We start from the raw sequence: 21,964 nt of genomic DNA on the forward strand, positions 1-21,964 counted from the left end.
CAGCTTAGCCTTGCAATTGCTTCGACAAGTTCGCCATTTCTATCGCACTGGCTGCTGCTTCATATCCTTTATTGCCAGCTTTCGTACCGGCGCGCTCAATCGCTTGTTCAATCGAATCAACCGTCAGTACGCCGAAAATAGTCGGGATACCTGTTTTTAATGCGATTGCCGCTACACCCTTTGCCGCTTCGTTGCAAACATAATCAAAATGCGGAGTTGACCCGCGAATAACGGCGCCAAGTGTAATAACCGCATCGTACTTGCCGCTCTCAGCCATTTTTTGTGCAATTAACGGAATTTCGAATGCTCCCGGTACCCATGCCACATCAACGTCTGAATCCTGTGCGCCGTGACGCTTAAATGCATCCAGTGCGCCTCCAAGCAGCTTGCTTGAAATAAACTCGTTGAAACGACCTACTACTACTCCATATTTTAAACCTTCTGATACTAAATGTCCCTCATAAATACGTGCCATTTTGTCATCTTCCTTCCGTTATTTTAAATGATATAATCAATATCTTCAAAGCTGAGCAAATGTCCAAGCTTCGATTTCTTCGTACGCAGATAGCTTTTATTGTCCTCGTTTGCGTCCATCTGGATCGGTACGCGCTCTACAACTTCTAGGCCATAACCTTCTAGACCTTTAATCTTGCGGGGATTGTTCGTAAGCAAGCGCATTTGGCGAACGCCAAGATCCTTTAAAATTTGCGCTCCTATTCCATAATCGCGCAAATCGGCCGGAAAGCCAAGCTTTAAATTTGCGTCAACCGTATCCAGTCCTTGCTCTTGCAGCTCATAAGCTTTTAATTTGTTAATAAGACCGATGCCTCTTCCTTCTTGACGCATATAAAGAAGAATGCCGCTGCCTTCCACTTCGATTTGCTTCAGCGCCGCTTCAAGCTGCGGGCCGCAATCGCAGCGGTGTGAATGGAATACATCTCCGGTCAGGCATTCGGAATGAACGCGCACGAGCACCGGACGTTCAGGATCGATATCGCCTTTTACAAGCGCGATATGCTCCTTATTGTCAACGAAGTTCGTGTATGCAATTGCGCGGAATGTACCAAAATCAGTTGGAAGCTTTACATCAACCGCCCGCTCAACAAGCTTCTCCATCGCATTGCGGTACTGGATCAAATCTTGAATCGTGATGAGCTTCAGATTGTGCTTTTCCTTAAAGACGAGCAGATCCGGTAAACGAGCCATCGTCCCGTCTTCATTAATGATTTCGCAAATGGTCGCAGCCGGGGCCGAGCCGCACATAACGGCGAGATCGATTGCCGCTTCGGTATGGCCTGCGCGGCGAAGCACTCCTCCCGACCTTGCAATAAGCGGGAATATGTGGCCAGGTCTACGGAAATCCGATGCTTTAGTAGTTGGATCAATAAGCGCTTTGACCGTTTCCGAGCGTTCAAATGCGGAAATACCGGTTGTTGTTCCCACATAATCGACCGATACGGTAAATGCCGTACCATGGTAATCGGTATTATGCGTGACCATTGGCGGCAAATCAAGCTGTTCGGCGCGCTCCTGCGTGATAGGCACGCATACGAGGCCGCGTGCCTCCGAGATCATGAAATTAATGACCTCGGGCGTCGTTTGATCCGCTAGCGCAATAAGATCACCCTCATTTTCCCGATCCTCGTCGTCCACGACAATAACCGGTTTCCCAAGCTTAAGATCATGAAGCGCATCTTCGATTTTATCAAATGGGATTTTATCTGTTTGTTCCATTTGGGATTCCCTCCTTTGTGACAACTAATATGACAACCAATCCTTTAAAGGCTTTACCAAACCTTAAAGGCTTTAAACCACACCTTAAAGGCTTTTCGAACCCACCCAAACCCTCCCTTCCAAGGGAGGGCCTCAAGGACTGCGTCCTCTGGACACCTGCAATTGGACTAACGTGAGAGATGCTGAGATGGTTGTGAGCGGCTCTTGCGTAGGATCGTTTTCGTCCCTGCGGGACACGCTTGATGTTGTAGCGCTTGAGTCGCTTAGAGATCTGGATGGTTTAATAACGATTGAGTTATTAAGCCGATCTTGTGTTTCGTTTTCTGTAACATCGCTCTTATCCACGAATGCTGTTAGTTTAGAATAAATAACTGGAAAATCTCCAGCTAATTGGCTGATTTATAGGTTCTTGCTTTAGTTAGCTGGAAATTCTCCCTCTAATTCAATACTTTTCGCTTTCGAGTGGCGGTTTTATCCAAATTACATGGAGTAATTCCAGTTGAAAATATCAGCAGAGCGCATTGGTGCAAAATTAACATGAGCTTTTACTGCTAATTATGATGATATTTTTGATTGAGTAGTTTACCCAACCCGCTCTATGCAGAAATGAACATTTCATGCGATAAAAACTAACTAGATCATATTTTTTCGAATGAACCTTACGCTCTATCCGATATTAGCCATGAAATATAATCACACATCGATAAAAATTTATAAGAATCCATTTTCCATAAGAAATGATGTGGTCAACTTGGACCCTGCTTGTGCAGCTTCTGGTCTTTTAAAATGCAGCAGATGATCGACGTATTTGCCTATGACGTCACATTCGATATTGACAGTGTCACCCGCGTGCTTGTGTTGTAGGGCAGTTTCATCAAGGGTGTGCGGAATAATCGACACAGAAAAGGAATGTGCTGCTGTGTCCACCACAGTAAGACTGATGCCGTCTATCGTAATAGAGCCTTTCGGAATAACGTAGCGCAGCATGTCTGAGTCCTCTAATTGAACTTTATAGACAACAGCATTCGCGTCCGTTTCCCGGTTTACTATTTTTCCAGTGCCATCAACATGACCCTGAACGATATGACCGCCGAACCGTCCGCCCGCCTGCATCGCACGCTCTAAATTCACTCGTTCGCCTGTCCGGAGCTGATGAAGATTGGATTTGCGAAACGTTTCAGGCATTACATCTGCAGAGAATGAAGCTTTGTCAAACGACGTAACGGTTAGGCACACGCCATTTACCGATATGCTGTCCCCAAGCTTTACGCCATCCGTAACAAGGGTGGCTCCAATGACGAGACGCATCGCCTCACCCTGCCTCGTTATCCCTTTCATTTTCCCCACTTCTTCCACTAATCCGGTAAACATGGGCTTCCTCCTCAAAGGCTCTGCGAATGCAAAACCTGCTTCGTAAACATAATCCTTGGTTTCGCAAATGCAAAACCTGCATCGTACGCAATCTCTAGCTTGCTCAGCTATCCATCTAATTCTCAATCATACGATGCAACGCATTATCCAACCTGGCGTGATAACGTACTAATGCTTCCTTTACCTCTCGTAAACGGGATAGCCGGATACGCAAATGTCTTCGCCGGCCATTTCCACATTCACGCGTTCCAGCTGGACCGCATCTGCCATTTTCTCGATTCCAGCGAAAGTAAATGTGCCTGGCGCTTCAGTTCCCCCGATAATCTTGGCTGCATAGTAGAGTACAATTTTATCGATAAGACATGCCTCCAGCATCGCACCGTTCAATTGGCCGCCGCCCTCGAGTAGGATCGAACCGATCTCAAGCTCTCCGAGCTTTCTCATCCCGTCGCTCAGATCCACCTTCGCCCCAAGCCCGCAGGTGACAACTTCAATGCCCGCAGCCTCTAGACCCTGACGTCTTTCCGCGCTTGCCTCACTGGAGGTTAATACAATGGTCCGTGCCGATCGATCGGTAACTACCCTTGCGTTCAGCGGCAAACGCAGCATCGAATCTACGATGATTCTGACCGGATCGATAGCCGGAACGGCTGCCCGCGTATTCAATAATGGATCATCCGCAAGAACCGTACCGATTCCCACCATAATCGCTTCGTGCTGATGGCGCAGTGTATGAACCTGCTCGCGCGCCGCAGTGCCTGTCACCCAGCGACTGTCACCAGTCCGTGATGCAATTTTACCGTCAAGCGTGCTGGCGGTTTTTAACGTAACGAAGGGAAGCCTTGTCGTAATATACTTATTGAATTTTTCGTTCATTTGCTGGGATTGCTGTTCCAAAACGCCTACGGTAACGTCAATTCCCTCTTCGCGCAGCCTTGCGATGCCCCGGCCTGACACCTCAGGATTCGGATCACCGCTTGCGACCACTACCCTCGCCGCTTTCGCAGCGATGATGCGCTCGCAGCAGGGCGGCGTTTTGCCGAAATGACTGCATGGCTCTAACGTTACATAAACGGTTGCGCCTGCAGCTTCTTCCCCTGCCATCTGAAGGGCATGCACTTCAGCGTGTCCGGTACCGCGCTTTAAATGCGTACCAATTCCGATTATTCGTCCATCCTTCACCACGACGCATCCGACTACAGGATTGATTCCTGTTTGGCCGGAAGCTTTAGAAGCCATTTCTAACGCTAACCGCATGTAATACTCGTCGTTTAAAATGTCCACGTACAAAAAACACCCCTATCGGCATACGATCCGACAGGGGTGACGAAAAAGAATTTGAGAACCACGACAAAACCGATCGGCGTTGTCGGCTTTAGTTGCCGACTACTTTCCTTTTCGCAAATCATGCGAATACGGTTTGTAAAATACGCTAAAGAAACAAACCTACTTTGCATGTGAAATAAAGCACACACAAAATAAGCTGAATATTATAGCTGTCGAAGCATCTCCTTCTCCCATCCAGACTATACTGTCGGTCCCGGATTTGCACCAGGTCCACCGTTCTAAATCGCTTCTATACGTAAAAATACGGATAGAAAAAGCTCATTAGCCCGGGTCACGGACTGACGAGAGGCACAAGCACCGGTTGTCCGATATGCCTGTACCTTCCCGATCACCGCCGGTTAGGAATTTCACCTGACCCCGAAGGAAAGCTGCACTTACATAATTATAGTTAGTATCTTAACACTAAATCGTTTCAACTTCAACCTTTTCCATTTTGTCTCCGCCTTTGAAAGCATCAACAAACTCCATACCCTTCGATACTTTACCGAAAACAGTATGTCCACCGTCCAAATGCGGCTGTGGAGCATAGCCGATATAGAACTGGCTGCCGCCTGTGTTACGGCCAGCATGTGCCATTGCTAGCGTACCGCGCTCATGCTTGTTCGGGTTAATTTCACAATTGATTGTGTAGCCAGGACCGCCTGTACCATTACCCTTCGGACATCCGCCTTGTGCGACAAAGCCCGGGATAACACGATGGAATGTAAGACCATTGTAGAAGCCTTCGTTAGCAAGCTTCTCAAAGTTTGCTACTGTGTTTGGCGCGTCTTGATCGAATAGATCGATTAGAACCTCTCCGCCGTTTGCTAGTGTAATTTTAGCCTGTTTTGCCATTGCTGCATCTACCTTTCTTTATCCAGATAAGACTACGTTACCAATATCGTCCTTATTTCGCAAGCGGTGATTTTTGAAGTCTAGCCGGAATGACGTCATTGCATACGATATTTTCAAGCGATTCACGCTTAACAGCAAGGTCAGCCTGCCCGTCTTTTACAAAAACGACAGCCGGACGACGAATGCGGTTATAGTTGCTCGCCATTGCATAATTATAAGCACCTGTACAGAAAACAGCAAGCAGGTCGCCTTTTTCAGCTTTAGGCAATTCCAGGTCCCAAATAAGCATATCGCCGCTCTCGCAGCATTTTCCCGCGATAGAAACCGTTTCTTCTGCAGGATCATTCGCACGATTAGCCAGTACCGCCTCATATTTCGATTGGTAAAGCGCTGGGCGAGGGTTGTCCGTCATGCCGCCGTCAACAGCAATGTATTTGCGAACGCCCGGAATATGTTTGCTTGTACCGACAGTATACAAAGTAGTTCCTGCATCGCCAACCATACTGCGGCCCGGCTCTACCCAAATTTCAGGCAGCGGGAATTCTGCTTTTGTAAAATTCGTAATAATCGCACCTGTAATTGCCGCTACATATTCACTAATTGGAAGCGGAGTGTCGCCTTCTACATAACGAATGCCGAAGCCGCCGCCAAGATTGATTACTTTAAACGTCAGGTCAAGCTCGTTACGGATTGCAACTGCGAAATCAGCTACCTTGTCTACTGCCATACGGAAGCCTTCAACCTCGAAAATTTGCGAACCAATATGGGAATGCACGCCCAAAATAACGAGGTTAGGCAAAGCAAGAGCTTCTTGAATAGCTTGTTTCGCTGCGCCATTGCCAAGGTCAAAGCCAAACTTTGAATCCTGTTGGCCAGTCGAGATGTAATCATGTGTATGTGCTTCCACACCTGGCGTAATACGAAGCAAAATATTCACTTTCTTGCCTTTGTCGCCTGCAAGAGCGTTTAACAGCTGCAGCTCGGAAAAATTGTCAACAACGAAACAGCCGATGCCTGCATCCAGCGCCATGTTGATTTCTTCAGGCGTTTTGTTATTGCCGTGGAAGTGAATGCGTTCAGCCGGGAAGCCAGCTTGCATTGCCGTATAAAGTTCGCCGTCGGACACTACGTCAAGGGAAAGTCCCTCTTGCTCAGCAATCGCGCACATTGCCATTACGCTGAACGCTTTGCTGGCGTAAGCGACCTGGAAGCGAAGTCCCGAAGCTTTGAACGCTTCTACGTACTCGCTCGCACGTTGACGTACTAGAGCCTCGTCCACAATATATAGTGGCGTGCCGAATTGTGCAGCCAAATCAGCTACATCGCAGCCGCCAATTTCCAAATGTCCATTTGCGTTAATATTACTAGTTCCATGCAGGTACATAGTTTCCCCTCAGCTTTCTTCTATCTGCATGCAGATAGAACGGATAGAATTTGCATCAATAGCAACAGTATAACGCAATCTACCCGCTCTACGAAATGGATAAATTCACATTTCATTTGCATTTTATGAATCTACTCTGTTTTTGGCAACTTATCGATCTGCTGCGCCTTCAAAATATTGGGGCGTGTTCGGTTGTAAAGTACCGGCTGACGAATGATAATGCTCCACAGCGCCTTCATATCAAAGGGGATGATCGGCCACAAGTACGGTCGGTTGAATGAACGCTCCATGACCAGCATCAGTATAATGGCAGTTGTGGCAATAACGAAACCAGGGACGCTAAACGCCGCAACTGAAATGATAAGGACAAGCCGGACGATTCGATTGGCCAAACCCAGCTCATAGCTCGGAGTCGTGAACATTCCGATTGCGGCAACGGCCATGTACAAAATAACTTCATTCACAAAAATACCGGTTTGTACGGCAATATCGCCAATTAAAATCGCAGCAACGAGCGACATTGCTGTTGCAAGCGAGCTTGGCGTATGTACCGACGCCATCCTCAGTAAATCGACGCCGATCTCTGCGAGCACAAACTGTACGACCAGCGGCAGTTTACCCGTTTTATTAGGTCCCAAAAATTCGAGCGCTGGCGGCTTCAATTCAGGATGCATAACGAATAGCAGCCACAAGGGCAGCATAAACAGCGAAGCAAAAATACCGAGAAATCTCACCCATCGCAAATAGGTGCCAATAAACGGCGTCTGACGATTTTCCTCAGCATGCTGCATGAGATCGGTGTATGTTGTCGGAAGTGTCATGACGCTTGGCGATGTATCAACGAATACCGCCACATAGCCTTCCAGCAGGTGGGAAGCTACCGTATCGGGCCTCTCTGAATAGCGGACAAGCGGGAACGGGCTCCAGCCCCGCTTTACGGTAGCCTCCTCGAGCTGCTTATCTGCAAGCGGCAAGCCGTCGATCTTAACCATCGATATTTTATCCTTAATGGATTTGAGCAGCTCTTTATCCACGATGTCATCGATATATGCGATGCATACATCCGTTTGCGTTCTCTCGCCCACTCGTACGACCTCATAACGGAGCTGCGGATCACGCAAGCGCCTGCGGACAAGCGACACATTAACCATCAACGTTTCCACGAAGCCGTCTCTGCTTCCGCGAACGACCTTCTCGAGCGACGGCTCTTCCGGCCCGCGTGAAGGGAAAGCTTTGGCATCGATCATGACGACGCTTGTCTCGCCGTCGATAAACAAAGCGGTTACTCCGGAAAGCACGCCGGTCAACATTTTGTTCCAGTCATCTTCTTTCGTTACCTGAGCGGCAGGCACGTACAAATCAAGGAATGATTGAAACGCGTGAGCTGACAGATCCTCCGGCTGCAGGAAAGTAAGCCGTTTGAGCACTTCAGTCAAAATGTTGTCCTTCGCTAAACCGTTCATACAAAGCATAGCGGTACGCTTTTCGCCAAACGTCATCTCTCTTACGACCACGTCGAAGCTTGTTTTATAGCCAATCTCTTTCTCCAAACGATCAAGTACACTATCCAAGTGATCCGGAATCGGTGATTTATCCTCATTCCCTGCAGTCTCTGAAACGGCGCTGCCGATCCTTTGTCTCTTTTTACTACGTACGAATGACGCTTCATCTAACGCCACTCCCGATTCCTCTTGCTGCTGATCCCCGTAAAGCTTCGAAAAAGAAGGCATTGCCTCTTGCCCTTGATCATGTTCATGGTCTGAATGTTTATCCTTCATTCGCCCTCACCTCGTCCTTAATAAACTACCACTGATATACAAGCCAATCGAATAACGAGCCTAACGTTTTCCCGAGGACCATCGCCATTACGAGCCCGACCATATAGTCTGACAGATTCATTCTTTTTGCCAAAATCGGCAGCACGTTCATCACCTCTGTCAATGCAGCAGCCAGCATCCCGACAAATATGCCGTCAAACAGACCTGAAACGCTCAAAAAAACGCTTGAGGGCAATGACAGTCTCCAATTCATAAAATCGGCAAATGTCCAGTAAAGCGAGCCGCATATAACAGCCGTCTCGAACCAAATGGACATACGATAGGCATTTGCGATTTGAGCGAGGCGCGGTATAAGGTCGAGAACAATAAGCAGGGCCACCAGTCCGCTGCCTACTGCAAGACCGCCCGCCAAGCCAAGAAGAGCCACAAAAATATTGGCTAAAGCATTAATCATGGCCATTATCCTTTGTTTGGTCGTAATCCGACTTTTTGCGCATTTCATCGGCAATGACGTAAGCATTCACATTTTCCTGATACATATACAGCTCAACCTCAAGCGGGTTCGGCTCCTCGTTGAACCGTTTGCGGAAAATGTGGTTAAAGAACAACACCATTCCAAGCCCGATTCCCAGCGAATACGGGATTTGAAACCATAGCGGATGATCGGTACGCTTACCGGTAATCAGCTCGACGATCCGGATATGAACTTCTTTCATGCTGACATCCGTATGAAAATTCATGATCGCGAGACCCGCTCCAAAAAACAGCAGCAGCCATGCCAGAATGAGCACCGCAATTCGCGGCTTTACCGGCTTCTCCGCTATCATCACGAGAACCTGCGGATCCCCATAGGCTTCAACGGTTAAATCCGGCTCCAGCTGGCGAATGGCTTTGACGATTTGCAGCACGTCGATAACGACACGGTTGCCGTCCGCCTTCTTGTGCTCGTAAAGGACAAGCTCCTTTAACCGCTTCTCGAACAAGTCGTCTTCAGCCAGCAGTCTGGCCGCCTGCCCCAAGGAGACACGTTGATTCGGTTTCATGTAGATTCGTTTCTTTAGACGCAGATAGAGGACCGAATGGTTGGGTGTTGCCATTTGTCAGCTTCCCTTCTGCTTAAACTTTTGTTTATGTTTCCCTTTTAGTATGAGAAAAGGACGATTCGGATACTCATGCGATTTGAGGTAAAAAATAGAAAAAACCAAACCGCCTTAAAGGGCGATTTGGTCTCTGATGGACTGTAATATTTTTTTCTCAAGCCGCGATACCTGCACCTGCGATATACCCAGCCTGCTCGCTACTTCGGATTGCGTTTTGTCACGGTAATAACGCAAGTATACGATTAATCGTTCACGCTCGCTCAGACCTTCAATGGCTTCAACCAGCGCAAGCTTGTCAAACCACCGTTCCTGAGATTCATCCGCTATTTGATCCATCAGCGTAATGGGGTCGCCGTCATTCTCAAACACCGTTTCGTGAATGGACGTCGGCGGCTTGTTCGCTTCCTGTGCGAATACGACATCCTCGGGCGTAATGCCCAGCCGCTCCGCAACCTCACTAATGGTGGGCAAGCGGCCTAACGTCTTGGACAGCTCATCCTTCATTTTACGCACCTTATTGGCGGTTTCCTTGAGGGATCTGCTGACCTTTAACGTGCCGTCATCGCGTAAAAACCGTTGGATTTCCCCAATGATCATCGGAACCGCATAAGTAGAAAACTTCACATCATAGGACAAGTCGAATTTGTCCACTGACTTAAGCAATCCGATGCAGCCGATTTGGAATAAATCCTCGGGCTCATAACCGCGATTGATAAACCGCTGCACGACTGACCAAACTAGACGGATATTGCACTGAACGAGTGTATCCCTTGCAAGCGTATCGCCGGATTGACTTAACGCAATGAGCCGCTTTACTTCCGCGTCATCCAAGTATGGCTGGGCCGTCTGCTTTAGATTGACATCCATGAGGTTCAACCCCTATGCGCTAATTGTAGAGCGCTTTTTTCGATTCGATTCGTTTCAGCATCGCCACGCGAGTTCCGCCGTCTATCGTACTTGAAACCTCGAAACGGTCCATAAAGTTTTCCATGATTGTAAAGCCCATTCCAGAGCGCTCAAGCTCCGGCTTCGATGTATAGAGCGGCTGACGCGCCAGATCCAAATCCTCAATGCCCCGTCCGTTATCCGACACGGTAATGGATACGGAATCGCCCTCGATTCTCGCTTCGATCGTAACCTTGCAAGACGAATCGCTTTCGTAGCCATGTATAATCGCGTTCGTCACGGCCTCGGATACTGCGGTCTTCAAATCATTCAGCTCCTCGAGCGTCGGATCGAGCTGTGACACAAATGCAGCGACCGCTATTCGTGCGAAGGCTTCGTTTTCCGAGCGGGCGCTGAAGGAAAGCGTCATTTCATTGGATCCGTTCATGACACCACCTCCAAACTGGAAATTGCGGTACGTTCGTTTTCATGAATGGTCAATATTTTGAACAGGCCAGACATTTCAAATAAGCGATAAACGTTTGGATTTACGTCGCAGACGACCATTTTCCCGCCCTTGCTCTTCACCTGCTTGTACCGGCCCAATATTACGCCAAGACCGGAGCTGTCCATAAATTGCAACTCCTTCAAGCTGAGAATGACATGCTCGCTGCTGCCGCGAAGAAGTGCTTCCTCCATCTTATAGCGCACAACATCGGCAGTATGGTGATCCAGCTCGCCCCGAAGCCTTACGATCAGCACATTGCGGTATTGCTCCAGTTCTGCTTGCAGACTCATTATGCTGTTCATCTCCTCTAAGTTTGGTTTTTTCCAAACATAAGTAAGAATAAGCTAACCTGTATTCCTTCCTTATATTTCACCGTGAAACGTTTGCCGATCTGCCTTAAAAGAGCTGCAGACGTTTACACTTGCCGAGATAGAACTAGCAATTCTCCAAAATGGTGACCTTTTCCTGCATGGCGACAAAACTAGAAGCATACCGCTATCAGCTGACAAAATGTGCGAAGTCAATCAGATGTTACCGCGCTGAAAAGGAGTCTAAGCAAACAATCCGGAGAAGGATCGCTTCAGCAATTTCCACCAGCCTGCGCGTTCGACCGATAACGGCGCATCCACATCAAATTCCTTCAGAACCTGCTCGCCTTGATAGACGACCAGCTTGCCTATCGGCTGGCCGATTTGGACCGGCGCCTTCAGAGGGCCGTTGATTTTCAGCTCGTAACGGATATCTTTCGTTTGGCTGCCTTTTTTGAGAAGCACGCTATATGGATGCTTAGCGACGAGCGGAAGCTCAGGCGTTGTGCCCTTCTCAATTTGGAGCGTGCCCATCGAGTCTCCCTCTTTGATAATCGCGTGATTCATATATTGCGCAAACGTATAATCGAACATTTGCGATACTTCAGCGTTTCTAGTCTTCGTATCGGGCTCTCCCATTACGACTGCGATGACCCGCATATTATCGCGCTTGGCCGTAGCCGACAAGCAGTACTTCGCTTCGCTCGTAAAGCCTGTTTTCAGGCCGTCCGCTCCGCTATAGAACCGTACCAGCTTATTCGTATTTACAAGCCAGAAAGGCTTCTCGGACGATTTGCGCAAATAATCCTGATAAAGCCCTGTATATTTCGTTACTTCGGAATGCTTAAGGAGCTCCATCGACATAACCGCAATATCATGCGCTGACGAGAAATGATTCGCTACAGGCAAGCCGTTCGGATTGCTAAACTGTGTATCGTTCATGCCAAGCTGCTTCGCCCGCTCATTCATCATCGCTACGAATTGCTGCTCAGTGCCTGCCAGCTTCTCGGCCATTGCTACCGAGGCGTCGTTACCGGAAGCAAGCGCAATGCCTTTGATCATATCTTCAACGCTCATCTCTTCTCCCGGTTCGAGAAAGATTTGAGAGCCTCCCATCGATGCGGCATACTCGCTTGTCTGCACGTTGTCTGTCAATTTGATCTTACCGTCATCGAGCGCTTCCATGATGAGGAGAAGCGTCATAATTTTAGTAATACTCGCGGGCGGCAGCTTATCATGGCTATTTTTTTCATAAATAACGGTCCCGCTGTCCGCATCCATCAGAATCGCGGAACGGGCCGATGGCGCCAGATTAGCAGAAGGCGCTTGTTTTTGGGCGTTGGGAGCCGGCGTTGGCTCCACAGCAGCAAACGCGGCCGCAGGCAGCGCAATCACGAATGCGAGAAAAAGAATACATAGCTTGATAGAACGATTTTTCAACTAGATCTCCTCCTAAAGTTTTGTGAAGCAAAACTCACTTCGTAAGCTACCACTTGGTTTTGAGAAGCAAAACTCACTTCATAAGCGTCCGCATAGCTTATGATAGCTGCGATGAAGCAGTCGATTAACCTAGCTTCGTAAGCCACCAATTGTTTTGTTTGTGATGCAAATGAAGATTGCGCACAATTCGCTTATATTTCTCTATTCAGTGTTGACTTTTAAGTTGGAAATTATTCCATAAGCTAGGGTTAATTGTGCAACAAAAAAATCCGCCCCGGCATATACCCGGAGCGGATTTCGATTCATTATAAACTTAAGTATAACGGGTAACGCCTTCAGAAGTTATGACTGAAAGCAATAACGCGCGTTTCTCAGGCTTCTCTTCACGGATCGTATACGCTTGACGTACTCGGTCCGCGACTTCGGTTGCAGACTCATTTGATACGCGAACATGAAGCAGCGCAATGGTTTCGCCTGCTTCCACGGAATCACCAACCTTCTTGCGCAGCGTGACGCCAACCGCGTAATCAATGACCGCATCTTTTGTTGCTCTGCCCGCGCCAAGGAGCATAGCTGCAAGACCAAGCTGCTCTGCTTCGATCGCACTAACAAAACCGGAAGACTCTGCTTTCACCTCAACAGTGACCGGCGCTTGCGGAAGTCTTGAAGGATCATCCGCAATCGAAGCATCCCCGCCTTGCGCAGCAATAAACGCTTTGAACTTTGCTAATGCCGCCCCGTTCGCAATCTGATCGCGAAGCAGCCGCTTCGCCGCTTCAATGGAGTCTGACTTCCCGCCTAATACGACCATATGAGCCCCTAATGTCAAGCAGAGCTCAGTAAGGTCTTCCGGGCCGTTACCTTTAAGCGTTTCTATCGATTCATAAACCTCTAGCGCGTTTCCGATTGCATAGCCCAGCGGCTGATCCATATCGCTAATAACAGCTGCTGTATTTCGGCCAACCTCTGTCCCGATTTCAACCATCGCTTGCGCCAGCTTCTCGGAATCCTCCAGTGTCTTCATAAATGCGCCGCTGCCCGTCTTTACATCAAGCACGATCGCATCCGCGCCTGCAGCAATCTTCTTGCTCATGACCGAGCTAGCGATAAGCGGAATCGATTCTACAGTAGCCGTAACATCGCGGAGTGCATACAGCTTCTTATCTGCTGGAGCAAGATTTCCGCTTTGGCCAATTACAGATAATCCGATATCGTTCACCTGCGTCATAAACTTCTCTCTCGACAGCTCCGTCCGGAAACCTTCAATTGATTCGAGCTTATCGATCGTACCACCGGTGTGGCCTAAGCCGCGACCGGACATTTTTGCAACGGGAATCCCTACTGAAGCGACCAAAGGCGCAAGTATCAATGTTGTCTTATCGCCAACGCCGCCCGTGCTATGTTTATCTACTTTAATTCCGCTAATAGGGCCGAGATCAACTTGATCACCTGAATTAGCCATTGCAAGCGTTAGCGCTGCTGTCTCCCTAGACGTCATACCACGGAAAAACACTGCCATTGCCCATGCCGACAGCTGATAATCAGGTATATCTCCGCGAGAATAGCCATCAATCAAAAATGTTAACTCCGACGCGGTCAGCTCGCCACCGTCTCTTTTCTTCTGAATAAGATCTACCGACCGCATGTTTCCCTCTCCATTCACCAACCCAGTATTGACCTCTTTATAAAGAACGTTGTTCTCTTTGCACCTGGACAATAATCTCATCAAGTGATTGGCTTAGCATGATTACGTCCAAATGCTGCAGGCTTTCATTCAACAGAGCCGCTTCTACCATCTTCTTACGCAAATGCTCCATCTGCGTGATTAATTGCTTGTCCATGTCTTTTTCCACTCCATCTTTCTGTAATCATGGACATTATACGACGATTCACAAAAAAAACACTGTCATATTGAGTCGACGCAATTATTACAATTGTGTTACAAAAAACCTTACATGACAGCGATTAATGCTGTAACAAGTCCCAAAAATTGGGACTTGACGCGCTCCGTCGTTTCCATAACTTCTGCATGAGACAAAGGTTGATCCAAAATACCCGCGGCCATATTGCTTATACAGGAAATTCCAACTACTTCTATTCCCGAATGACGCGCCGCGATTACTTCGGCAACAGTCGACATTCCGACAGCATCAGCTCCCAGCACTCGCAGCATCCGAATTTCTGCAGGTGTTTCATAGGTTGGCCCGAGCAATCCTGCATAAACTCCTTCACGCAGCGGAATGCCCTGTGCTTCAGCAATCCCGCGAGCGATAGATCGCAGACGCTTGCTGTATGCTTCCGACATATCCGGGAACCGTACGCCGAGCTCGTCGTCATTTGGACCGATTAACGGATTTTTCCCGGTCAAATTAATATGGTCGGAGATTAGCATAAGATTACCCGATTCATAATCGGTGTTGATGCCGCCTGCAGCATTCGTAACCAGCAATGTTTTTACGCCCAGCGCCTTCATTACACGAACCGGGAATGCGGTTAGCTCCGGACCATATCCCTCGTACATATGAAATCGTCCACGCATAAGCAATACTGTTTTGCCCGAAAGCGTTCCGATCAACAGCTCGCCAGCATGGCCTTCAACTGTAGAAATAGGAAAGTGAGGGATATCTTGATAATGAATCGTCACCGCATCCTCCAAATAGTCACCAAGCACACCGAGTCCCGAACCCATGATCAAACCGATTTCAGGCCTTTGCTCGGTTTGCGCCTCGATAAACTTTGCCGCTTCTTTGATATGCGCTGCGGTCAGTACTGCCGGAGTTATTGTACTCATATCGATATTCCTCCCAAAATAAATTCAATTAAAGTGCTATTCAAAATTATGAATATCGTTACTTATGATCTTCTATGATAAGCTCGGAAAGGAAGCTTGTCCCGTTCGGTGGCGCCTGTACACCGAAATTTTCGGCGATCGTTGCTCCAAGATCCGAGAAGGTTGAGCGCACGCCGAGCTGGCCCGGTTGCTTAAATGAAGGGCTGTACAATAAAATAGGCACGTATTCGCGAGTATGATCCGTACCCGGATGCACAGGGTCATTCCCGTGGTCGGCCGTAATGATAAGCAAGTCTCTCTCGCCTAACTGCTGCTCCAAATTGGGAACCGCATGATCGAATTCCTCCAACGCGGCTGAATAGCCCGCTGGATCGCGACGATGGCCATAAAGGGAATCGAAATCAACCAGATTCGTAAATAGAAGTCCTTTAAAGGGCTGTTTAAGCTGCGCAATCGTTTTATCGATGCCGTCTGCATTGCTTTTGGTTGGCGTGGAGGCTGTAATGCCCTCCCCATCAAAAATATCGTTGATTTTCCCAATGGCAATTGAATCAAAGCCCGCTTCCTTCAATGCATTCAAAACGGTCGGCTGAGGCGGCTTCACAGCGTAATCATGACGATTAGGTGTACGTTTGAAGGCGCCTGGCTGGCCTATATAGGGCCTTGCAATGACGCGTCCGACCGTAAAGCGCTCATCCATCGTCAGCTCTCTCGCAATTTCACAAGCACGGTAAAGCTCCTCGAGAGGAATGACATCCTCATGGGCTGCAATTTGAAATACGCTATCTGCAGATGTATAGACGATCCACGCGCCGCTATCCATTTGCTCGGCCCCAAGCTCATCCAAAATGTCGGTGCCGCTTGCCGGCTTGTTCCCGATAACTTTGCGGCCTGTCCGTTCCTCGAACGGACCAAGCAGTTCTGGCGGAAAGCCTTCAGGAAAGGTTTGGAACGGTACGGTCATTTCGAGACCCATCAGCTCCCAGTGGCCAGTCATCGTATCTTTGCCCACCGATACCTCGGCCATTTTCCCATAATAGGCAGCCGGCCCGTCCGTTCCCGGGCACCAATCATGTATAGAAGCGATACGATCCAGTCCCCATCTTCTCAGATGAGGAAGCTGCGTACGGGGTACTCTCTCCACAATGTGACCAAGCGTGTGCGAGCCCAAATCACCGAACGACTCCGCATCAGGAAGCTCGCCTATTCCAACGCTGTCCAATACGATTACCGCAATACGATCAAATTTCATATGTATGACTCCCTCCTCTGTCAGTGCATGCAGTGCCGCCTGCCCGTTTAAGCTCGCGGATGGGCTCGGTTATATACTTCCTTCATACGCGTTTTAGGTACCTGCGTATACTTGAGCGTGGTTGATATGTCCGCATGCCCCAGCAGCTCTTGAACGGACCGAATATCGGCGCCATTGTCCAATAAATGTGCTGCGACCGAATGTCTTAGCGTATGAGGCGTAATTTCTTCCTCAATTCCAGCTTCCTTCGCGTACTTCTTTATCGTCTTCCAAAACCCTTGTCTTGTCAAACGAGTACCCAAATGATTAAGAAAGAGAGCTGATTCCGACTCTCTAAGCGTCAACAATTCATCTCTGCCTGTTTGCAGGTAATCCGTTAATGCGTCTGCGGCGAGCCGGCCGAAAGGTACAATTCTTTCCCTAAGGCCTGTGCCGATGCATTGAACGAACCCCATCTGCATATTAATATGCTCCATATTGAGCGACACAAGTTCCGACACTCGAATTCCCGTTGCATAAATAAGCTCCAGCATCGCTTTATCGCGTTTGCCGGTAGCGCTGGCGCTATTAGGTGTCTCTAGCAGCGTGCTGGTGGCAGCAACGCTTAGTATATTAGGCGGCTTCTTCTCTTGCTTGGGCGCCTCCATATAAATGGAAGGATTGTTTACAATGAGTCCTTCTGTAACCAAATAGTGAAAAAAGGCGCGCACGGATACAATATGCCGCGATAGCGTCGCAGCCTTCCTTCCTTGTTCCTTCAAATGCAGCATATACCTTGAAATGTGGTGTCTTTGAACGGCGGTCAGCTCAGTAAGACCAATCGCTTCCGCATAGAAAATAAATTGTTTCACATCCCGTTCATAGGATGACAGCGTGTTTGCAGACAATCCCCGTTCCATGTGCAAGTACTGAATAAAACGATTTACATGATCTTTCATTGGTATTCCTTTCACATAAGGCACATTACTTACAAGCTTATTCTACAAAACCATTCAACATTCGACGCCTTAAATCCTGCTTGAACCGATAATCTATGCAACCTGCACAAAACTTTACTCTCCATACCAATAAAACCATCTCAGCCGGTCGGCGGCTTTTTTGCTGTCAGGCGAGTTTGGATCCGTTACAAATACTTTTAAGGCAGCCCCTCTGGGCTCCCGGTACGGATGAACAGGAGAAATCGCATCGGCCAGCCAGCGATAGCCGCCCGTTACGGCAAAAAGCAGTATAGTAAAAATAACGATAAAAACGATGCGGCTCGTCCATTTCCGAATAGAAAAAACCATGCAAACCAGCCTCCTTATAATGCCGATACGATTGTCCATCCATATCACCATATGAGGAGGCTTATGCAAATATGCCATCATTCCTGCAGGCTGTCATAGGGAACACTGTCCATCCATTTTTCAAGCGGTGTATAAGGTAAGCCGGAAGCGGCCGCAACCGGTTCATAGGTTACTTTTCCGGCATGGGTATTGACTCCTTTTTGCAGCGGTATGCTTTTGCGTACTGCCTCCATACCGTGATTCGCCAAATCTAACGCATAAGGAATCGTCACATTCGTCAAGGCAAATGTCGATGTGCGGGGCACCGCGCCCGGAATATTGGCAACCGCATAATGAACGACGCCATGCTTCACATAAATCGGATCCTTATGGGTAGTCGGCCGGTCAACGGTTGCTATGGAGCCGCCTTGATCGACTGCAACGTCTACAATTACCGCTCCTTTCTTCATGCTTTGCACCATTTGCTCCGTCACCAGATGAGGAGCGCGCGCGCCCGGGATAAGAACAGCGCCAATCAACAGATCAGCTTTCGAAACAGCTTCTGCTATCTGATAAGGGCTGGACATCAGCGTATGAATTCTTCCGCCAAACGTATCGTCCAAGTACCTCATGCGATCGGCGCTTCTCTCCAAAATGCTCACGTTGGCGCCCATTCCAAGCGCAATTTTCGCTGCATTCGTGCCCACGATGCCGCCGCCGATGATAACGACCTCCGCTGGCGGTACACCCGGCACACCGCCAAGCAGCACGCCTCTTCCGCCGTTAAATGCTTCTAAAAATTGTGCACCTACCTGAACGGACATTCTCCCTGCCACTTCACTCATAGGGGTGAGCAGCGGCAGGCTGCCGTTAGCTAGCTGAATCGTCTCATAAGCAACACCCGTAACCCCTTTATCGACAAGTGCCTTCGTCAATTCGGGAGCCGCTGCTAAATGCAAATACGTAAACAGCAGCAAGCCTTCGCGAAAATAAGCAAATTCCTCGGGAAGCGGCTCCTTAACCTTCATGATCATCTCCGACCGTGACCAAACCTCCGCTGCTGTGCTAATTAGCTCAGCGCCTTCACTCTCATAATCGCTATCCTCGAAGCCGCTTCCGCTCCCTGCCCCCGACTGGACGAGCACGCTATGGCCGGCTGCAACCAGTACAGTAACACCAGCAGGGGTTAAGGCGACACGATATTCGCTTTGTTTAATTTCCTTCGGAACTCCAACAATCATGTCTATTTCCTCCTAGGTTTTTTCTCAATCTCACTGCTTAAAGATTCTCCTATTATGTTGTATGAACGATCAGCAAGGAATGATCGTCCTTATCGGCATTTCGCGGTGAAATATAATAAAATCACTGATATCCTTTCTATGCTTTGTTATATTTCAAAAAATATGTGCGTAAACGACAGTTACCCATACGGAAATGCGGCCTCCTCCATAGACTGAAGGAGTAAAATGCCATTTTAGGGGGTTCTACGTCCATTGTCAAAACTTAAAGCGATATTTAAAAGCTGCACTTCATGCAAACCTTCTAAACATACCTACCGCAAGCTGTTAACGTTTCGTTCAGCACAGTCCTATAGACGCTGCCTTAAGCAGCTTAAGGAATTAGGAGTCAATCCGTTCAAGACCGTCTCAAGCAGCCGGATCATCGGTTGCCATTTTCATAAAAGAACTTCATTGCAGGCGTTATCGAAAAATCCTCATATTAAGCTAATTGAGAAGGACTTTAAAATCCGCGCTCACAACTTATTGCCAAATCAGCCAATCGTACGTCAACGCCCCTCAATCCCACTATTGATACGCGCAAATAAGACCGCTCTTGTTACGTGGAACATTAAACGTATAAAAGCACCTGCCGCATGGACTACTACGAAAGGAAAATCAATAAAAGTCGCAATTATCGACACTGGAATAGCGAGTCATCCCAATTTACGGATAGCCGGAGGAAGAAACACGATCAACGGACTCTCCTTCGCAGACGACAATGGGCATGGCACTCATGTAGCGGGAATCATTTCAGCGATTGGCATAGCCGGCAAAATAACGGGAACCGCTCCCGCAGTGAAGTTGTACGCAGTTAAAGCTCTTAATAAGAACGGTGAGGGGTTTGTTTCGGATATTATCGAAGGAATCAATTGGTGCATCAAAAACCGGATGCATGTTATTAATATGAGCTTTGGCATCCTTGGCTCCGAGAGCAGCAATACACTGCACAATGCGATAAAGCGTGCGGCCAAGCAAGGCATAGTCATTGTAGCCTCGGCAGGCAATTCTGGAAACGCAAGCGGACAAATTGACGAGCCTGCTTCTTTTGCTGAGACGATTGCTGTTGCCGCTTCTACCCGTTTGAATAAAATTGCCAGCTTCAGCAGCAGAGGCCGCGGGATCGGACTATCAGCACCGGGCGAAAACATATTATCGACCTGGCTAAACGGCAAATACATTAAACTTTCCGGTACGAGTATGGCTGCACCACATGTTACAGGCGGAGCCGCCTTGCTTCTGGCCGGTAAACCGGGATTAAGCGCGAATGCGGTAAAAAACAGACTGCGAAAACGGGCGCTGAAGCTGAAAAATTACAGTTCGCTCGCACAAGGCGCAGGTTTGATACAGCTCGATCGTATCTATAAAGCCTAAAAAAATGCCAAAACGGCTTTGCCGTCCAGTTATGCTGGGCAGCCAAGCCGTTTAAGTTTGATTTTCAGTCGGGTTTGCGTTATCGTTCTTCTCTTTGCATCGATGGCAAATACCTTGAAAATCAAGGCGGTGGTCGATCACAAAAAATCCATATTCCTGCTCAAGCCGTTCTTCTAATGGCAAAAGCCAGTCTTCCTTAATTTCATCCATTGTTCCACATTGTACGCATATTAAGTGATGGTGATGATGTTTGTTGCTGTCCGTACGCAAATCGTACCGTGCTACCCCATCGCCGAAATTCAATTTTTCGACTACATGCATTTCGCTTAGCAATTCCAATGTCCGATAAACCGTTGCAAGTCCGATTTCTGGGGCTTTATCCTTAACTAGCATAAATACATCTTCAGCGCTCAGGTGATCGTCTTCATTCTCAAGTAAAACACGCACCGTTGCTTCGCGCTGCGGGGTTAATTTGTAGCCCTGCGACTGCAACTGTTGTTTGATCTTCTCAATCCGGGCTTCCATGAATTCCCCCCTACCGCATGACTGTGCCTATTTCAGGAAACGTTTCCTCTCATTATAGGTGCTAACCTGTAATAAAGTCAAACGTTTTGGTGTCAGTTTGTGGCGATCGCAGACGAAAGAAGAGGTGAAACCAAAGCGATTAGAGCAGGAGAAATATAGGTTTCTAACAGCGCCGCACCTGCAAAAAGAATAAGCATAAGAACAGCAGTCGAAGTATATGAACCCAGCTGAGGGGCCAGCTCTCCCTTCTGCCGGAGAAGCCTGTTTTTGATAACAAACATGGAGAACGAGATGGCAGCGGCGCTCATGATGATCATCGCCGGAACAGCAATTATATTTTGCGGTGCGACCGATACGAGCGAGAAGAGAACTCCCTTCCATGCATACTGATTAATGAGCGTCCCTACCGAAAACCCTACCAAAGCACCCTTCAAAAAATTAAGCGCAAGCACGCCTGGAATTCCGACAACGGTGATGCCGAGCAGCCACAATAAAAGCAGCCACTTGCTGTGGAAAAAAAACCGTTCCCAAAATGCATGCGCCTCTCCCGCTCCTGTTTTCGCATTCATCAGCTGAACATATTGATCCACGTCCTGAGCCAGCTCCTGCTGCTGCTCAAGGGTAAGCGCATTAACCATTAACGCGCCGAAAATAACGCCTACCACAAATAAAACCGATACAAATACATACAATGATAACTGATTTTTTGCCATAGTCACCAAACCTTTCACAATTGTGGAACCCGCCCTTTCGTGGAAGGGCTTCTCCAGAGACCTCAAGGGCTTTCGAAC

The 21,964-nt window shown here is 48.2% G+C and carries 23 protein-coding genes and 1 riboswitch; of the genes, 1 reads left to right on the forward strand and 22 read right to left on the reverse strand.

Annotated features, from left to right (window positions below):
• Positions 1–4: 4 nt before the first annotated feature.
• The 20 genes from ribH to ald form a co-directional block, all read right to left on the reverse strand.
• Entirely contained in the window at positions 5–475 is a 471-nt protein-coding gene (gene ribH / locus AC0YNZ_RS06880; RefSeq protein ID WP_056627814.1) for a 6,7-dimethyl-8-ribityllumazine synthase, read from the reverse strand.
• A gap of 23 nt (positions 476–498) precedes the next feature.
• Positions 499–1,734, reverse strand: a complete 1,236-nt coding sequence (locus AC0YNZ_RS06885) for a bifunctional 3,4-dihydroxy-2-butanone-4-phosphate synthase/GTP cyclohydrolase II (protein ID WP_475825908.1) — start codon at positions 1,732–1,734, stop codon at positions 499–501.
• A gap of 711 nt (positions 1,735–2,445) precedes the next feature.
• The gene (ribE, locus tag AC0YNZ_RS06890) at positions 2,446–3,105 is read right to left on the reverse strand and encodes a riboflavin synthase (RefSeq protein WP_110770494.1); all 660 of its coding nucleotides are present in this window, start codon (positions 3,103–3,105) and stop codon (positions 2,446–2,448) included.
• Positions 3,106–3,285: 180 nt separating this feature from the next.
• A complete protein-coding gene (gene ribD / locus AC0YNZ_RS06895) occupies positions 3,286–4,389 on the reverse strand; it encodes a bifunctional diaminohydroxyphosphoribosylaminopyrimidine deaminase/5-amino-6-(5-phosphoribosylamino)uracil reductase RibD (protein WP_475825909.1) in 1,104 nt (367 codons plus the stop codon).
• A 221-nt stretch (positions 4,390–4,610) separates the two neighbouring features.
• Positions 4,611–4,821: riboswitch (FMN riboswitch) on the reverse strand.
• A 33-nt stretch (positions 4,822–4,854) separates the two neighbouring features.
• The gene (locus AC0YNZ_RS06900; protein WP_475825910.1) at positions 4,855–5,286 is read right to left on the reverse strand and encodes a peptidylprolyl isomerase; all 432 of its coding nucleotides are present in this window, start codon (positions 5,284–5,286) and stop codon (positions 4,855–4,857) included.
• Positions 5,287–5,338: 52 nt separating this feature from the next.
• Positions 5,339–6,670 (reverse strand): diaminopimelate decarboxylase, encoded by a 1,332-nt coding sequence (lysA, locus tag AC0YNZ_RS06905; protein WP_475825911.1) that lies wholly within the window; start codon positions 6,668–6,670, stop codon positions 5,339–5,341.
• Positions 6,671–6,801: 131 nt separating this feature from the next.
• Positions 6,802–8,448 carry a spore germination protein gene (locus AC0YNZ_RS06910; RefSeq protein ID WP_475825912.1) on the reverse strand — a complete coding sequence of 549 codons (1,647 nt, stop codon included), beginning with the start codon at positions 8,446–8,448 and terminating at the stop codon, positions 6,802–6,804.
• A 25-nt stretch (positions 8,449–8,473) separates the two neighbouring features.
• Positions 8,474–8,902, reverse strand: a complete 429-nt coding sequence (locus tag AC0YNZ_RS06915) for a stage V sporulation protein AB (protein ID WP_475825913.1) — start codon at positions 8,900–8,902, stop codon at positions 8,474–8,476.
• Positions 8,895–9,545 (reverse strand): stage V sporulation protein AA, encoded by a 651-nt coding sequence (locus tag AC0YNZ_RS06920; protein ID WP_110770499.1) that lies wholly within the window; start codon positions 9,543–9,545, stop codon positions 8,895–8,897. The genes AC0YNZ_RS06915 and AC0YNZ_RS06920 overlap by 8 nt, the downstream gene beginning before the upstream one ends.
• Positions 9,546–9,659: 114 nt before the next feature.
• A complete protein-coding gene (gene sigF, locus AC0YNZ_RS06925) occupies positions 9,660–10,415 on the reverse strand; it encodes an RNA polymerase sporulation sigma factor SigF (protein ID WP_110770500.1) in 756 nt (251 codons plus the stop codon).
• A gap of 19 nt (positions 10,416–10,434) precedes the next feature.
• Complete coding sequence (gene spoIIAB, locus AC0YNZ_RS06930; protein ID WP_475825914.1) at positions 10,435–10,881, reverse strand: anti-sigma F factor; 447 nt, start codon at positions 10,879–10,881, stop codon at positions 10,435–10,437.
• Entirely contained in the window at positions 10,878–11,231 is a 354-nt protein-coding gene (gene spoIIAA / locus AC0YNZ_RS06935; protein WP_056627784.1) for an anti-sigma F factor antagonist, read from the reverse strand. Before spoIIAA ends, spoIIAB begins: the two co-directional genes overlap by 4 nt.
• A 261-nt stretch (positions 11,232–11,492) precedes the next feature.
• Positions 11,493–12,689 (reverse strand): D-alanyl-D-alanine carboxypeptidase family protein, encoded by a 1,197-nt coding sequence (locus AC0YNZ_RS06940; RefSeq protein WP_475825915.1) that lies wholly within the window; start codon positions 12,687–12,689, stop codon positions 11,493–11,495.
• Between the two features lie 313 nt (positions 12,690–13,002).
• Positions 13,003–14,334, reverse strand: coding sequence for a pyrimidine-nucleoside phosphorylase (locus AC0YNZ_RS06945; protein WP_475825916.1), 1,332 nt, complete (start codon positions 14,332–14,334; stop codon positions 13,003–13,005).
• Between the two features lie 37 nt (positions 14,335–14,371).
• Complete coding sequence (locus tag AC0YNZ_RS06950; protein ID WP_181426056.1) at positions 14,372–14,530, reverse strand: aspartyl-phosphate phosphatase Spo0E family protein; 159 nt, start codon at positions 14,528–14,530, stop codon at positions 14,372–14,374.
• 110 nt (positions 14,531–14,640) lie between these two features.
• Complete coding sequence (locus tag AC0YNZ_RS06955; RefSeq protein ID WP_475825917.1) at positions 14,641–15,480, reverse strand: purine-nucleoside phosphorylase; 840 nt, start codon at positions 15,478–15,480, stop codon at positions 14,641–14,643.
• 58 nt (positions 15,481–15,538) lie between these two features.
• Positions 15,539–16,732, reverse strand: a complete 1,194-nt coding sequence (deoB, locus tag AC0YNZ_RS06960) for a phosphopentomutase (protein ID WP_475825918.1) — start codon at positions 16,730–16,732, stop codon at positions 15,539–15,541.
• A 47-nt stretch (positions 16,733–16,779) separates the two neighbouring features.
• Positions 16,780–17,670 (reverse strand): site-specific tyrosine recombinase XerD, encoded by an 891-nt coding sequence (xerD, locus tag AC0YNZ_RS06965; protein ID WP_475825919.1) that lies wholly within the window; start codon positions 17,668–17,670, stop codon positions 16,780–16,782.
• Positions 17,671–17,784: 114 nt separating this feature from the next.
• Positions 17,785–18,018 (reverse strand): YqzK family protein, encoded by a 234-nt coding sequence (locus AC0YNZ_RS06970; protein WP_475825920.1) that lies wholly within the window; start codon positions 18,016–18,018, stop codon positions 17,785–17,787.
• Positions 18,019–18,095: 77 nt separating this feature from the next.
• Entirely contained in the window at positions 18,096–19,238 is a 1,143-nt protein-coding gene (gene ald, locus AC0YNZ_RS06975) for an alanine dehydrogenase (RefSeq protein WP_475825921.1), read from the reverse strand.
• Positions 19,239–19,490: 252 nt separating this feature from the next.
• Here ald and AC0YNZ_RS06980 point away from each other — a divergent pair, with 252 nt between their 5' ends.
• Complete coding sequence (locus AC0YNZ_RS06980) at positions 19,491–20,648, forward strand: S8 family peptidase (RefSeq protein ID WP_475825922.1); 1,158 nt, start codon at positions 19,491–19,493, stop codon at positions 20,646–20,648.
• Between the two features lie 51 nt (positions 20,649–20,699).
• Here AC0YNZ_RS06980 and fur read toward each other — a convergent pair whose 3' ends face one another.
• Complete coding sequence (fur, locus tag AC0YNZ_RS06985) at positions 20,700–21,173, reverse strand: ferric iron uptake transcriptional regulator (RefSeq protein ID WP_110770512.1); 474 nt, start codon at positions 21,171–21,173, stop codon at positions 20,700–20,702.
• A gap of 92 nt (positions 21,174–21,265) precedes the next feature.
• A complete protein-coding gene (gene spoIIM / locus AC0YNZ_RS06990) occupies positions 21,266–21,886 on the reverse strand; it encodes a stage II sporulation protein M (RefSeq protein ID WP_475825923.1) in 621 nt (206 codons plus the stop codon).
• Between the last annotated feature and the right edge of the window lie 78 nt (positions 21,887–21,964).

Source organism: Paenibacillus sp. J2L1-98 (genome assembly GCF_056269405.1).